The organism is Pseudomonas sp. SWRI81 (assembly GCF_014268545.1).
In the GTDB taxonomy this organism is placed as follows: domain Bacteria; phylum Pseudomonadota; class Gammaproteobacteria; order Pseudomonadales; family Pseudomonadaceae; genus Aquipseudomonas; species Aquipseudomonas hamedanensis.
In genome coordinates, this window is sequence record NZ_JABWQS010000024.1 from 15169 (window position 1) to 29438 (window position 14270).

Consider the following 14270-nt stretch of genomic DNA (forward strand, 5'->3'; position numbering starts at 1 on the left):
TTACGCAAAAACAGTAGGTGTGCGGCCATTCTTTCCATGGCCGGGCAGGCCTTTAGTTGTAGCGTCACTAGGGCAATGCAACAAACGACCTTTACGCCAGATATCATTCCGTTTATTCATGCTGCGTGTAGAAAGACAATAAAAAGGACTGGCCATGCTGAACAAACGCCACTTGCCCTCAATCACTGCGTTGCAGTGCTTCGAAGCGGTGACCCGGCACCTGAGTTTCACCCGCGCCGCCGAAGAGCTGAACCTGACCCAGAGTGCGGTGAGCAAGCAGGTCGCACAGCTTGAAGAATTGTTGCAGCACTTGTTGTTCCGCCGCGTGCGTCGCCGCTTGCAAATGACGCCGGCCGGGGATTTGTACTTGGTGGAAGTCAGGAAAATCCTTTCTCAGGTGGAAATGTCGACCCATTACCTGCGTTCCTACGGCGGCGAGACCGAAGTCCTGCGCGTCTCCACGCCATCGACCTTCGGCGCGCGCTGGCTGGTGCCGCGTCTGAAGGGCTGGCGACTGCGCCACCCGTCGATTCATCTGGATTTGTGCAACGAGCAGGAAGCGGATGATCTGTTACAGGGGCGCAGCGATCTGGCGTTCTATTTCGGCCAGGCATCGCGACCGGGCACGGAATGCCTGAAACTGTTCGGAGAAGAACTGGTGCCGGTCTGCGCACCCGGTAGCCTGCCCGACACGCCTTTCACTGACCCGACGCAACTCACCGATCTGGTGCTGCTGCAAAATGCCTCGCGCCCCCAGGCCTGGCACGACTGGTTCGACAGTCAGGGCTACCACACCGAACACAGCTACCACGGGCCGCGTTTCGAGACCTTTTATATGTGCATTCGGGCCGCACAAGTCGGCTGTGGCGTGGCGCTGTTGCCACGATTTCTGGTGGAAGAGGAATTGGCTGAGGGCAAACTGGTCATACCCTGGCAACACGCCATGCCCAGCAGCGACGCCTATTACCTGGCCTACCCGGAACACGCGGCGGAAGTGCCGAAGGTGCGCGACTTCGTCAAATGGATGCTGGAGCAAATCGATAGCCCCTGACCACATGGGGAACTTTGTGGCGAGGGGATTTATCCCCGATGGGTTGCGCAGCGGCCCCAAAAATCTGAAGAGCGACGACTGCTTCGCAGCCGATCGGGGATAAATCCCCTCGCCACAGTTGAACTCACGCGCGACAGAAAATGCTGGCAATCCCCACCGCTGATATGCGCCACTAGCGCCATCGATATAGACCGCGCAACGCGCGGCGCAACTGGAGACCCGTTTATGAGCGAGAGTGTGTTTGCCGATCGCATCGTGCAGAACCTGCTCGACACCGACTTCTACAAGCTGACGATGATGCAGGCGGTGCTGCACAACTACCCCAACGTCGAAGTCGAATGGGAGTTTCGCTGCCGCAACGCCGAGGACCTGCGCCCGTATCTGGCCGAGATCCGTTTCCAGATCGAGCGCCTGGCCGAACTGAGCCTGAGCGCCGATCAACTGAGCTTTCTCGAACGCATCACCTTCCTGAAGCCGGATTTCCTGCGTTTTCTCGGTCTGTTCCGCTTCAACCTGCGTTACCTGCACACCGGTATCGAGAACGGCGAGCTGTTCATCCGCCTGCGCGGTCCGTGGCTGCATGTGATTCTCTACGAAGTGCCGCTGCTGGCCATCGTCAGCGAAGTGCGCAACCGCTATCGCTACCGCGACACGTCTCTGGAGCAGGCACGCGAACAGCTTTATCGCAAGTTCGACTGGCTGACCGCTAACGCCTCGGCCGATGAACTGTCGCAACTGCAAGTTGCCGATTTCGGCACGCGTCGGCGCTTTTCCTTTGGTGTGCAGGCGGAAGTGGTCAACGTGCTAAAGCACGATTTCCCGGGGCGTTTCGTCGGCACCAGCAACGTACATCTGTCCCGCGAGCTGGACATGAAACCGCTGGGCACCATGGCTCACGAGTGGATCATGGCCCATCAGCAACTCGGCCCGCGGCTGATCGACAGCCAGATTGCCGCCCTCGATTGCTGGGTTCGCGAGTACCGTGGGCTACTGGGCATCGCCCTTACCGACTGCATCACCACCGATGCCTTTCTCGGCGACTTCGATTTGTTCTTCGCCAAGCTCTTTGACGGCCTGCGTCATGACTCCGGGGACCCGGTGGCCTGGGGCGAGAAGTGCATCGCGCACTATCACAAGCTCGGCATCGACCCGATGAGCAAGACCCTGGTGTTCTCCGACAGTCTGACGTTGCCAAAATCCCTGGAGATTTTCCGCGCGTTGCACGGTCGCATCAATGTGAGCTTCGGCATCGGTACCAACCTGACCTGCGACATTCCGGGTGTCGAACCGATGAGCATCGTGCTTAAAATGACCGCCTGCAACGGCCAGCCGGTGGCGAAGATCTCCGACGAGCCAGGCAAGACCCACTGTAAAGATCCGAATTTCGTCGCCTATTTGCGACACGTGTTCCAGGTTCCTGCCGAATCCAGTCTATCTAGCAAGGAGTGAATTCATGCAAGCCGTACAGCGTGAGATTGCTGAGCAGCTCAAGGTGCAACCGCCATTCGCCGACGACCAGGCCCTACAGGCCGAAGTGGCCCGGCGCATCACCTTCATCCAGGATTGCCTGGTCAATTCCGGACTCAAGGCCTTGGTGCTGGGCATCAGCGGCGGCGTCGATTCGCTGACCGCAGGCCTTTTGGCCCAACGCGCAATGCGTGAGCTGCGCGAGAAAACCGGCGACGACCGCTACAAATTCATCGCCGTGCGCCTGCCCTACGAAACCCAGTTCGACGAGCACGACGCCAAGGCTTCGCTCGATTGCATCGGCCCTGACGAGATCCACACAGTCAATATCGGCCCGGCAGTCAAAGCGCTGGCTGCTCAGGTCTCCGCTTTCGAAGGCAAACCGGCGGCGTCGGTGGATTTTGTGCTCGGCAATACCAAGGCGCGGATGCGCATGGTTGCGCAGTACACGATTGCCGGCGCGGCTGGCGGCTTGGTGATTGGCACTGACCATGCGGCGGAAGCGGTGATGGGCTTCTTCACCAAGTTCGGCGACGGCGCCTGCGACCTCGCCCCGCTCAGCGGCCTGGTGAAAAATCAGGTTCGCGCGATTGCCCGCAGCTTCGGTGCGCCGGAGTCGTTGGTGGAGAAAGTGCCGACTGCCGACCTTGAAGATCTGTCGCCGGGCAAACCGGACGAAGCGGCGCATGGCGTGACGTATGCCGAGATCGATGCGTTTCTGCATGGTAAAACGGTGCGTGACGAGGCGGCGAAGATCATTGTCGATACGTACAACAAGACCCATCACAAGCGGGTCATGCCGTTTGCTCCTTGAGTAGGTAAATAACGGCAAAAGCTGCCGCAGGCGGCGATCCGGCTTTCGAGTATGAAAGTCGAATTATCGCTGTCTGCGACAGCTTCGGCCGCGGTACGCGGAGATTTTCGATCAGCGCTCCTGCCGTGCTTCAGGATTTTCGGGGGCTTTGACCGTAATCGTGATCGGTGCAGATTCGCTCCCGAAACGTGCCACTGCCTTGAACACGCATACACCGGGCTCCAGCAACGAAGCTGTTGCTTGCCAGCTACTATCCAAGTCAACGTAAAATGGCATCACAGTTGTCTCACCATTGCGTAACGTTCCTACGAAATGTCCCGCAGCCTTACCCGTGAACGAAAGAGTCGTCACCGTAGTCTCGTCGCCATCCTGCAGATCTTTGCCGTCTCCGCCGATTTCCTGAATTCGCGTGATTTCAGGCTGTTTCGCTTCGCCGACATAGAACTCTATGCGCTGCCCCGGAACGCCCGTCGGTGACTTGGCAGCCAATATATGTCTTGTGTCACTTGAGAAAGCGAGCTCGCCTTCCCAGTTACCATTGAGCACGTCAATGGTCTTGATCACTCCACCTATATCCATCACCTCTACCTTGCTTGAGCTAGCTGTACCGGTAATCGTAAGCTCGGTGTCCGTCGTAACCGTCAGGTGAAATACCCTTCCAGATTCGCCTGTCAGAGCAGTAATAGAAACCCTATCTCCAGGCGCCTCGCTGATAATCACGGTGTAGACCTCAGACTCTTGGCCGTCATCCGCTTGGGCTTTGAGCGCATAGGTCTGGCCATCTGCTAGCTCGAGCTCGCCGCTCCAGCTGCCATCCATCACCATATACGTGTCAATCGGTTCCAAGTCGCCATCTGTCAGCAACGTGATATAGCCGTCCTCTGCCGATCCCATAATCTTCAGCTTGGTGTCTGCGGTAGTTCCCTTGTCCGGTACCAGCGTCCCTTCGGAATCTTCAATCCGGATAATCTTGACTTCGCCTCCGGGCGTTTTGCTGACAATCACGGTGTAGGTGCCAGACTCTTCGCCACCCTCCGCCTGGGCTTTCAGCACGTAAGTTTTGCCAGCTGCGAGCTCAAAATCGCCACCCCAGACGCCATCCGCCGCCGTAAACGTGGCAACCGGCTCCGTGTTGTCTCCTTCCAGCAGTTTGATCTCACCGTCCCCTGCCGAACCGCTGATCTTCAGTTTGGTGTCTGCGGTAGTTTCACCGTCTGCTATGTCGGTCCCTGCCGAATCCTTCAGTGAAGCAATCTTGACCTCGTTTTCGGACACCTTCCCGACTGTAACGGTGTAGATGTCGGAGTCCTTCCTGTCATCCGCCCTTGCTTTGAGTGAGTAGACTTGCCCCGATGTCAGATTGAGATTGCCGCCCCAACTGCGGTCACGCTCCACCTCAAATGTAGCGATCGGTTCAACGTCAGCACCATTGAGGATCTTTATCTGCCCTTCCTTCGCGAAGCCTTTGATCTGCAGATCCGTCTCTTCAGTCTGGCCTCCGTTTTCTACCGGCCCGCTGGTATCTTCCAGCGTTTGGATGAAGGGTTTCGTTACAACCGAAGTCAACGCAAAGGGATCGGAGGGCTCATCCTCCTCATGGGCCAGCCGATACTCGTGCAGTCCTTCAGGAAGGTTATCTACCAGAAAAAATCCGTCGCCAGCCGCGTTTGTCTGGCTGTTATGTTTGGCGACACCATCGATAAGGAGCTGCAGGATAGCGTTCCCCGGCCCGGTGATGGTGAAGTTGGCTCTTGGGTAAAAAATCACGCTGCCATCGAAAACTTCCTTCCCACCCGCAATCACCTTAGTGATTTTCAGATCCGCAAAGGTCGATTTCCTGCTGTTGCCATCCATGTGGTGAATCCTCTTCGTAATCGCCAAGAACGAGGATTCATCTAACCGCGCCCTTGAAAGAGCGGTCTACTGTTAGAAATAACAGGTATGGGCGCCATTTAGACGAACGGTAAAGATTCGTACACACCACGCCAGACGCAAAAACGCCGCTGGCGGTCATCGCGCAGCGGCGTGTCTGGTGTAAGCGCTGGCCCCAAAATTACTTCAGGGTGACAGTGCCTTTCATCATCGAAATGTGGCCCGGGAACGAGCAGAAGAAACCGTATTTTTCAGCGGCATTCAGCTTCGACACATCGAAGGTCACCGAATCGGTTTCCTTCGCGCCAATGATCTTGGTATGCGCAATGACGCGCGCGTCTCCATCCTTCAGGTAGTTCTTGTCGATACCGGCTGCCAGGCCGTCGGTAGCGATCGGCTGCATGTCAGCTTCTTTGCTGATCACCAGGTTATGGCCCATGACGTTCTTCGGCAGGCTGCCGGAGTGGGTCAGTTCGACGGTGAAGGTCTTGCAGCTCTTGTCGATCACGATTTCCTTGGTGTTGAAGGACATCTGATCGGTGGAGTCAACGGTGGTTTTGCACTCGGCAGCCATCAATTGGCTGCTGGCCAGCGCCAGCAGGGATACCGCAACAACTTTGGAAAACATGGTGAATCTCCAAGGCAGGGTTAACAAAACACGAGTGGTGGAAAGACTGCCTGAAATCTTCGCAAGTTCCTATGACTTGTGTCAAAAATTGTATACAACTTTCAGGCTATGACACTCATCGACACAATCTAACGGCCAGATGACCGGGCCAGCCTTATGATCGGCCCATCCATTGAGACGGAGTGCCTGTCATGTTTTTTAACGGTCTGTTATGCAGCTTGCTCGCCGCTTACGCCTGTGGCGCCAGCGGCAGCTTTGAATCGCCCGAACGCGAAGTTTAGCCCTTGGATCGAAGCTCGCCAGCCATTACCCTGTGACGGATTGACCCAGGAGTAAGGCATGTCTTTGAAGTCCGTGTGTGTTTTTTGTGGTGCCAACGCCGGCAGCGTTGCGGCGTACACCGAAGCGGCTGTCGCCCTCGGCCGGGCGCTGGCCGAACGTCGTTTGACGCTGGTTTACGGCGGTGGCGCCGTGGGTTTGATGGGCGTTGTCGCTGACGCCGCACTGGCCGCCGGCGGCGAAGTGATCGGCATCATCCCGCAGAGCCTGATGGACAAGGAAATCGGCCACAAAAGCCTGACGCGTCTGGAAGTGGTCGATGGCATGCACGCGCGCAAGGCGCGGATGGCCGAACTCAGCGATGCGTTTATCGCCCTGCCCGGCGGTCTCGGCACACTGGAAGAGCTGTTCGAAGTCTGGACGTGGGGTCAGCTCGGCTATCATGGCAAGCCGCTGGGTCTGCTGGAAGTAAACGGTTTCTACAGCAAACTCACGGCTTTTCTCGACCATATCGTCGGCGAAGGCTTCGTTCGTGCGCCACACCGTGACATGCTGCAAGTGAGCGAATCGCCAGATACCCTGCTTGATGCGCTCGATCAATGGCAGCCGACCGTCACGCCCAAGTGGGTCGATCAAAAACCCGGTTAACCCCCGGACGCCGATACAGGGCAGAATACGCGCCGCTCAACCTCACCTTCGACCTAGAGGATCGCCCATGGCCAAACCCAATTACTCCTTCGCCAAACGTCAACGAGACCTGGCAAAGGAACAGAAGAAAGAGGAAAAGCTTCAGCGCAAGAAACAAACCGCTGAGGAAGCGGCACTGAACCCCGACGGTGAAGTGGCGACGGATGAAGATGTTGATGCACCCGATGCACCGAAAGAGCAGGCGCCCGACGCCTGAGCCCCACCGGGTTTGATGATCGAATCAGACCCTGCGGATTTGTGACAGGGCTGGCGGTTTTGCCGCCGGCCCTCACAGCCCTCCTCAAAACACCCCATTTCCCTTGTAGGAGTGAGCCTGCTCGCGATAGCGGTGTGTCAGGTAAAACATTCGCTGCTGACACACCGCTATCGCGAGCAGGCTCACTCCTACAGTTTAATCTGCGTTATTCCAGTGGCATCACCGTAACCCGCACTTCCGGGTCGTGATTACCCCCACCGAGAATCACCCCGCGCAACGGCGACACATCAGAAAAATCCCTCCCCCACGCCAACGTGATGTGCTCCAGCGCCGGCTGCACATTGTTGGTCGGATCAAAATCCACCCACCCGAGCACCGGACAAAACACCGAAACCCAGGCATGGGACGCATCGGCGCCGATCAGGCGTGGCTGCCCCGGTGGTGGCTGGGTCAGCAGGTAGCCGCTGACATAACGCGCCGCCAGCCCGCGCGAGCGCACGCAAGCCAGCATCAAGTGCGCGAAGTCTTGGCACACGCCACGCCGCCGCTCCAGCACTTCCACCAGCGGCGTCGCCACCTGGGTGGCTTCGGCATCGAAGGTGAATTCGCTGAAAATCTTCTGCATCAAGTCCTGCACACCCAGCAGCAGCGGACGTCCAGCCGGGAAACAGCTTTGTGAAAACTCGACGAAGCTGCGCTTCAAGAGCACATAGGGCGACTGGAACCGGTAGCGACAGGCTTCAAGCAAGTCGGCAGATAACGGCTGGCTACTGTAGGTGAGCGCATCACGGGTCTGCTCCCACGCCGACGACCGATTGAAATCCAGCGCAGGACGCGCCAGCACTTCAACGGTGAGCCGCGCGTTGACCTGCAACTGATCATGCGGCCGTTCGAACGCCAGCCGGGTCAGCGGATTGCCAAACACGTCCAGCTCATCACGCCGCACCGTCGGCTCCGGACTGATCAGCAGTTGCTGTTCGGTGCAGCGTTGCCAGTTGCACTCACGTGGCCACAGATGCGCCAGTTGCTGCGCGAGGGATACCGGGCTGTCGTAGTGATAGCTGGTGTCGTGAAAGATCTGGTAATGGGCGCTCATCAGACGGACACCGTACGCTGGCTGACATCATCGACATGGGCGAAATGGCGCAGGGCCAACCGATACGAGACTTGTCCGCTGGCCTCGGCAATGTCTTGCAGCAGATCCGCCAGGCCGTCGAGCGCGGCACGCACGCTGGACTTGCCGAACAACGGGTTTTCCAGGCAACCCAGCTCAAACCGCGACAGGCGTTCGACCAGCTGCGGCAATCCGGTTTCGCGGGGAGCGCCGAAATCGTCGTTCAAGCGTTTCAACGTGCGGGTGACCAGTTTCAACTGAAACAACACCGCGTGCGGGTTCTGATCATCCAGCAGCAACAGATCGAGGACCGGAATCAATTGCGCCACCGCCAGATATCGCGAGCGGTAGGTGATGCTGCTGTTACCCAGTTCGAGCAGCCATTCCAGCCCCGCTTGATCGAACGCACCCGCGCCGCGCAGAAACGCGGCCAGACTGGCGCTGAGAAACTGCAGGCGCTCGATGCGCCGGCCGATCATCAGAAAGCGCCAGCCTTCGTCGCGGGTCATGTCATCCAGCGCAAACCCCGACAGCGCCGCCAGCGACATCACCAGACGGTTGAGGAAATCCAGCAGTTCGCCAAAATCCGGCTGGTCGGTGTCCAGCTCCATGGCTTCACGCTGCAATTCAACCAGCGCTTGCCAGTTCTCCCGGGAGAGCTTGCCGCGCACCTGCGAGGCGGCCCACTGCAAGCGTTGCAGGTTGGCGCGCAGGCTGAACGACCAGTCCTCGCCCAGCAGCGCAGCGAGCAAGCGTTCCGGCAGCTCACCCTCGTCCGGCAGCAACGCCAGCCGTTCGCCAAGATCGACCGCCGCCTGCAACGCCTGCGGATCATCGCCATCGACGTAGCGCGCCAGCATGATGCGCAGCAGCCGCGCGCTGTCATCGCAGCGTTCACAATAACGGCCGAACCAGAACAAGTTCTCCACCACCCGCGAGGGCAGGTAAGGATCCCGACGCACCAGATCGTGCACACCAATATTGCGCTGCGCCTTCCACTGCTCGCCACTCGGCGCACGGTCGCCCAGCACCCAGGTGTCCTTGCTCGCACCGCCACGCTGCATCGACACCACTTCGGCATCGGCGTCGGCCGCCACACGGGTCAGCCCACCGGGCAGCACACGGTAGCCGTCGTGACTGGCCACTGCGTACATGCGCATGCCGATTGCCCGGGGTTGCACATGGCCTTCTTCAGCTTGCCAGACCGGCGCCTGTGAGAGCTGCGCCAGTTCCTGGGCGACATAGGCATAGGGCCGCGCCTGCATGCGCTCCGCCAGTTCGTGGCGCTGTGTTTCATTAAGGTCCCGGCCAAAAACCGGGGCGAAGCTTTGCGAAGGGAACGCTGGTTTGATCAACAGCTCCGGGAGTTTTTCCAGTGCCTGCGCCAGCACCGGCGCTTCACCGCACCACCAGGTCGCGATGGACGGCAGGATCAGGTCTTCGCCGAACAGGTACTGATTGATCTTCGGTAGAAACCCCAGCAGCCCCGGCGATTCCAGGACTCCGCTGCCCAGCGCGTTGGCGACCAGCACCCGCCCCTGACGCACCGCCTCGAGCAGACCGGGGACGCCCAGCGCCGAATCGGTCCGCAGCTCCAGCGGATCGCAGAAATCATCGTCGAGGCGGCGCATGATCGCGTGCACCCGGCGCAGACCGCTGAGGGTTTTCAGGTACACCGTGGCATTGCGCACGGTCAGATCACCGCCTTCGACCAGTGGATAGCCAAGCTGGCGGGCGAGGTACAGATGCTCGAAGTAGCTTTCGTTGAAACGCCCCGGCGTCAGCAGAACCACCAGCGGCGTGTCGTCCTCGCCGGGCGCCTGTCGCGCCAGGGTTTCCTGCAACGTGCGGAAGAACCCGGCCAGGTGCTGAACCTTCAGATCGCGGTACAGCTCGGGGAAGGCACGTGAAACGATGGTGCGGTTTTCCAGCGCATAACCCGCGCCGGACGGCGCCTGGGTGCGATCGGCGGTGACCCACCAGCGACCGTCCGGCGTGCGCGCCAGATCCACGGCGTACAGGTGCAGGAAGGCCGACTCCGGTGGAGCGATGCCCTGACAGGGCCAGAGAAAATTGTTGTGGCCGAACACCAGTTCTGCCGGCAGCAGGCCTTCGCTGATCAGCCGTTGCGGGCCGTACAGATCCGCCAGCACGGCATTGAGCAGCCGTGCGCGTTGCGCGATGCCGGCCGCCAGGTGTTGCCATTCATCGGCAGCGATTACATGGGGCAACAGATCCAGCTCCCACGGTCGATCAGCCCCTTTCGGATCGGCATAGACGTTGTAAGTGACGCCGTTCTCCTGAATCTGCCGCGTCAGCAAGGCCTGCCGCTGCACCAGTTGCGCGGGACTGCTGCGCTGTAACTGATCGAACAGCCGCTGCCAATGCGGACGCACCGCGCCGCTGCCGTCGAGCAGTTCGTGATAAGTACCCACGCTCAGCGGGTAGCGGTCTAGCAGGTCAGGCATGGAAAGCTCGGCAGACAGCAGGGAACGGTCAGACTAACGCAGGCACATGACGTGCGGATAGATGAAAAATCCGCATGAAATGTACGACTCAGAAACGGCGCAGATCGATTGTCATCGGCAACTCGTCACTGATTTCCACTTTCGGTATCGGAAGTTTCCCTGGCGTGTGGCCCAGACGAAAAAACCGCGCCATGCGCCGGCTTTCCGCTTCATTGGCATTGACCGGTAACGTCTCGTAATTGCGCCCGCCTGGGTGGGCGACATGATATTGGCAACCGCCCAGCGAGCGGCCCATCCAGGTGTCGAGCAGGTCGAATACCAGCGGTGCGTGCACCGGGATGGTCGGGTGCAGGCAGTTGGCCGGCTGCCAGGCGCGATAACGCACCCCAGCGACAAACTCCCCCACCCGCCCGGTCGGGTGCAACGGTACCGCGACACCATTACAGGTCAGCAGATACCGCTGCGGCGCCAGGCCGTTGAGCTTGACCTGCAAGCGCTCCAGCGACGAATCGACGTAGCGCACCGTACCGCCCGCCGAGCCCTCCTCGCCCAGTACATGCCAAGGCTCGAGGGCCTGGCGCAATTCAAGCTCGATGCCATTGACGGCGTAATCGCCGACCTTGGGAAAACGAAATTCCAGATGCGCGGCGAACCACTCCGCGCGCAACGGATAACCGGCGTTGTTGAGGTCGACAATGACGTCGGTGAAATCCTGCTCGATAAAGTGCGGCAGCAGGAAGCGATCGTGCAGCTCGGTGCCCCAGCGCGCCAGTTTCGGCGGTGCGTAAGGCTCGCGCCAGAAGCGTGCGACCAAGGCTCGCAGCAACAACTGTTGAGCCAGACTCATGCGCGCATGCGGCGGCATTTCAAAGGCGCGCAGTTCCAGCAAGCCGAGACGCCCGGTGGCGCCGTCTGGCGAATAAAGTTTATCGATGCAGAATTCGGCACGATGAGTATTGCCGGTGACGTCGATCAGCAAATGGCGCAACAACCGATCCACCAGCCATGGCGCGCACTCCTCGCCCGGTTCGGGCATTTGTGCGAAAGCGATTTCCAGCTCGTACAAAGCATCATTACGCGCCTCATCGACCCGTGGCGCCTGGGACGTCGGGCCGATAAACAGTCCGGAAAACAGATACGACAACGAGGGATGGTTGTGCCAGTAACTGATCAGACTGCGCAACAGATCGGGCCGACGCAAAAACGGCGAATCCGCCGGCGTCGCGCCGCCCAGAACGAAGTGATTGCCGCCACCGGTGCCGGTGTGGCGTCCGTCGATCATGAATTTCTCGGTGGTCAGGCGGGTTTGCCGCGCTTGTTCATAGAGGAATTCAGTGCGCTCGACCAACTCGTCCCAAGTCGCCGACGGCTGCACATTGACCTCGATCACGCCAGGGTCCGGAGTGATGCGGAAATTATTCAGACGTGGATCGCTCGGCGGCTCGTAGCCCTCCAACAGCACCGGGCAGCGCAGCTCCGCAGCGGTGGCTTCGATGGCTGCGACCAGTTCCAGATAATCCTCGACCCGTTCCAGCGGCGGCATGAACAGATAGAGCCGTCCCTCGCGGGCCTCGGCACAGAATGCGGTGCGGGTCAGCCAGTCGGCGGACTCATCGATTTTCGGCACGCGCTCATCCACCGCAGCAGATTCGCCGTGAACACCAAGCTGCGCGGGATCCGGCAGTTCAGCAAAGTCCTGATTCGGATCGTTGGGATGGATGAACGGATATTGCGCCGCCTTCACCCACGGCTGCGACGCCAGCGGCAGGCGATACCCCAGCGGCGAATCCCCCGGCACCAGACGACAGTGCTCATCGCGCAAATACCAGCGTCCGCTTTGCCATTGATCGCCCTTGGCAGTACGCGCCAGCGGCAGCACCTGGCCGATGACCTTGTCGAGTCCCTGAGTGAACACCTTGCGCAGGCGCGCGCGCTCCAGCGGATCGTCCAGACGCGAATCTTCGGCGCTGACGTTGCCGGGCAAGGTGCCTTCGCGCCAGAGGTAATAGAAATTGTCCTCGTAGGCAGGGAAGACAAAACGTGCGGGTAATTTCAGCCGCTCGGCGACGCTCGCCAGAAAGCGTCCGGCCAAATCGCCATCGGCACCATAGTCCTCCTGCTCGTCAGCGATCAGCGCAGCGTTTTGCCAGATTGGCACGCCATCGCGGCGCCAGTAACAATTGAGCGACCAGCGCGGCAATTGCTCACCGGGATACCACTTGCCCTGGCCGAAATGCACCAGCCCCTGCGGCGCGTACTGCTTGCGCATGCGCTGGAACAGCTCGGCGCTGAGGCGGCGTTTGTCCGGCCCCAGCGCGGCGGTGTTCCACTCGGCGCCGTCGGGATCGTCGATGGACACAAAGGTCGGCTCGCCGCCCATGGTCAGGCGCACATCGCCTTCGAGCAGATCGGCGTCGATCTGCTTGCCCAATGCCTGGATCGCCAGCCATTGCTCATCGGTGTAGGGCCTGGTGACGCGGGGCGCCTCCCAGATTCGCTCCACTGACATGTCGTGGCTGAACTGACACTCACACGGTTCGACCAGACCACTGATCGGCGCCGCCGAGGACGGATCGGGACTGCAGGCCAACGGAATATGTCCTTCGCCGGCGAACAGCCCGGAGGTGGCGTCAAGGCCGATCCAGCCCGCACCCGGCAGGTACACCTCGCACCAGGCGTGCAGGTCGGTGAAATCGACGTCGGTGCCGGACGGGCCGTCGAGGCTCTTCACATCGGCGGTCAGTTGAATCAGGTAGCCGGAGACAAACCGTGCGGCCAGCCCAAGATTGCGCAACAGCTGCACCAATAGCCACGCGGAGTCGCGGCAAGAGCCAGAGGCCTGTTCGAGGGTGTGCTCCGGGGTTTGTACACCCGGCTCCATGCGAATCAGATAACCGATGTCTTCGCTCAGCCGCTGATTGAGCGCGACCAGAAAATCCACTGCCGGCAGCGGCGTGCGGTCGATACCGTCCAGATAGGCCTTGAACGCCGGCGTCAGCGGCAGGGTTTCGAGGTACGGCGCCAGTTCCTTGCGCTCGTCGGTGGCATACGTGAAAGGAATTTTCTCGGCGTAGGGTTCGAGGAAGAAGTCGAAGGGGTTGAACACCGCCATCTCGGCCAGCAGGTCGACTTCAATGCGCAACTCACTGGTTTTCTCGGGGAATACCAGACGCGCGAGGTAGTTGCCCTGAGGGTCCTGCTGCCAGTTGATGAAGTGCTGCTCGGGCGAGACTTTCAGCGCATAGGACAGAATCCGCGTGCGGCTGTGAGCAGCCGGGCGCAGGCGTACGATCTGCGGGCCGAGTTCGACAGCGCGGTCGTAGCGGTAATGCGTGACGTGATGCAATGCGACATGAATCGACACGGCGTGCCTCCTGCGAGCCTGGGCGTATGGGAAAGCGCGCAAGACTTATGCCATGCACAGGTCCGGGCGATTTCGCGAAATGCTCAAGGCAGTACAGCACCAAAACCGGGCGATGCGGGGAAATGCTTTGCTGAGTTTGCTTCTATTTGTGGCAGGCATGGGATGCAGCCTGCCTGTGCAGGCCTCTTCGCGAGCAGGCTCGCTCCCACATTTGCAATGCAGCCCCCTGTGGGAGCGAGCCTGCTCGCGAAGAGGCCAGTGGCTTCGATACTCTTTTTCTTCTCGCTCCCACGCTCTGCGCGGGAGTGC

At 60.0% G+C, this 14270-nt stretch carries 10 protein-coding genes; 5 read left to right on the forward strand and 5 right to left on the reverse strand.

Features of this window, described 5'->3' with window-relative positions; translation table 11 throughout:
* Positions 1-154: 154 nt before the first annotated feature.
* From HU765_RS16130 to nadE, 3 genes are all read left to right on the forward strand, one after another.
* Positions 155-1051 carry a LysR family transcriptional regulator gene (locus HU765_RS16130; protein ID WP_186621666.1) on the forward strand — a complete coding sequence of 299 codons (897 nt, stop codon included), beginning with the start codon at positions 155-157 and terminating at the stop codon, positions 1049-1051.
* A 225-nt stretch (positions 1052-1276) separates the two neighbouring features.
* Complete coding sequence (gene pncB, locus HU765_RS16135) at positions 1277-2500, forward strand: nicotinate phosphoribosyltransferase (protein ID WP_186621668.1); 1224 nt, start codon at positions 1277-1279, stop codon at positions 2498-2500.
* A 4-nt stretch (positions 2501-2504) separates the two neighbouring features.
* Positions 2505-3332 carry an ammonia-dependent NAD(+) synthetase gene (nadE, locus tag HU765_RS16140; RefSeq protein ID WP_186621669.1) on the forward strand — a complete coding sequence of 276 codons (828 nt, stop codon included), beginning with the start codon at positions 2505-2507 and terminating at the stop codon, positions 3330-3332.
* Positions 3333-3443: 111 nt separating this feature from the next.
* Here nadE and HU765_RS16145 read toward each other — a convergent pair whose 3' ends face one another.
* Entirely contained in the window at positions 3444-5186 is a 1743-nt protein-coding gene (locus tag HU765_RS16145) for a hypothetical protein (RefSeq protein WP_186621670.1), read from the reverse strand.
* 199 nt (positions 5187-5385) lie between these two features.
* Positions 5386-5832: an azurin gene (gene azu, locus HU765_RS16150; RefSeq protein ID WP_186621671.1), complete on the reverse strand. Its 447-nt coding sequence runs from the start codon at positions 5830-5832 to the stop codon at positions 5386-5388.
* 339 nt (positions 5833-6171) lie between these two features.
* Here azu and HU765_RS16155 point away from each other — a divergent pair, with 339 nt between their 5' ends.
* Positions 6172-6759 carry a TIGR00730 family Rossman fold protein gene (locus HU765_RS16155; protein ID WP_186621672.1) on the forward strand — a complete coding sequence of 196 codons (588 nt, stop codon included), beginning with the start codon at positions 6172-6174 and terminating at the stop codon, positions 6757-6759.
* Between the two features lie 67 nt (positions 6760-6826).
* A complete protein-coding gene (locus HU765_RS16160; RefSeq protein ID WP_186621673.1) occupies positions 6827-7015 on the forward strand; it encodes a hypothetical protein in 189 nt (62 codons plus the stop codon).
* Positions 7016-7220: 205 nt separating this feature from the next.
* On the opposite strand, the gene HU765_RS16165 is transcribed toward HU765_RS16160, so the two are convergent.
* The 3 genes from HU765_RS16165 to HU765_RS16175 form a co-directional block, all read right to left on the reverse strand.
* Positions 7221-8111 carry a transglutaminase family protein gene (locus tag HU765_RS16165; protein WP_186621674.1) on the reverse strand — a complete coding sequence of 297 codons (891 nt, stop codon included), beginning with the start codon at positions 8109-8111 and terminating at the stop codon, positions 7221-7223.
* Positions 8111-10597, reverse strand: coding sequence for a circularly permuted type 2 ATP-grasp protein (locus tag HU765_RS16170; protein ID WP_186621676.1), 2487 nt, complete (start codon positions 10595-10597; stop codon positions 8111-8113). The genes HU765_RS16165 and HU765_RS16170 overlap by 1 nt, the downstream gene beginning before the upstream one ends.
* An 88-nt stretch (positions 10598-10685) precedes the next feature.
* Positions 10686-13961: a transglutaminase family protein gene (locus HU765_RS16175; RefSeq protein ID WP_186621678.1), complete on the reverse strand. Its 3276-nt coding sequence runs from the start codon at positions 13959-13961 to the stop codon at positions 10686-10688.
* Between the last annotated feature and the right edge of the window lie 309 nt (positions 13962-14270).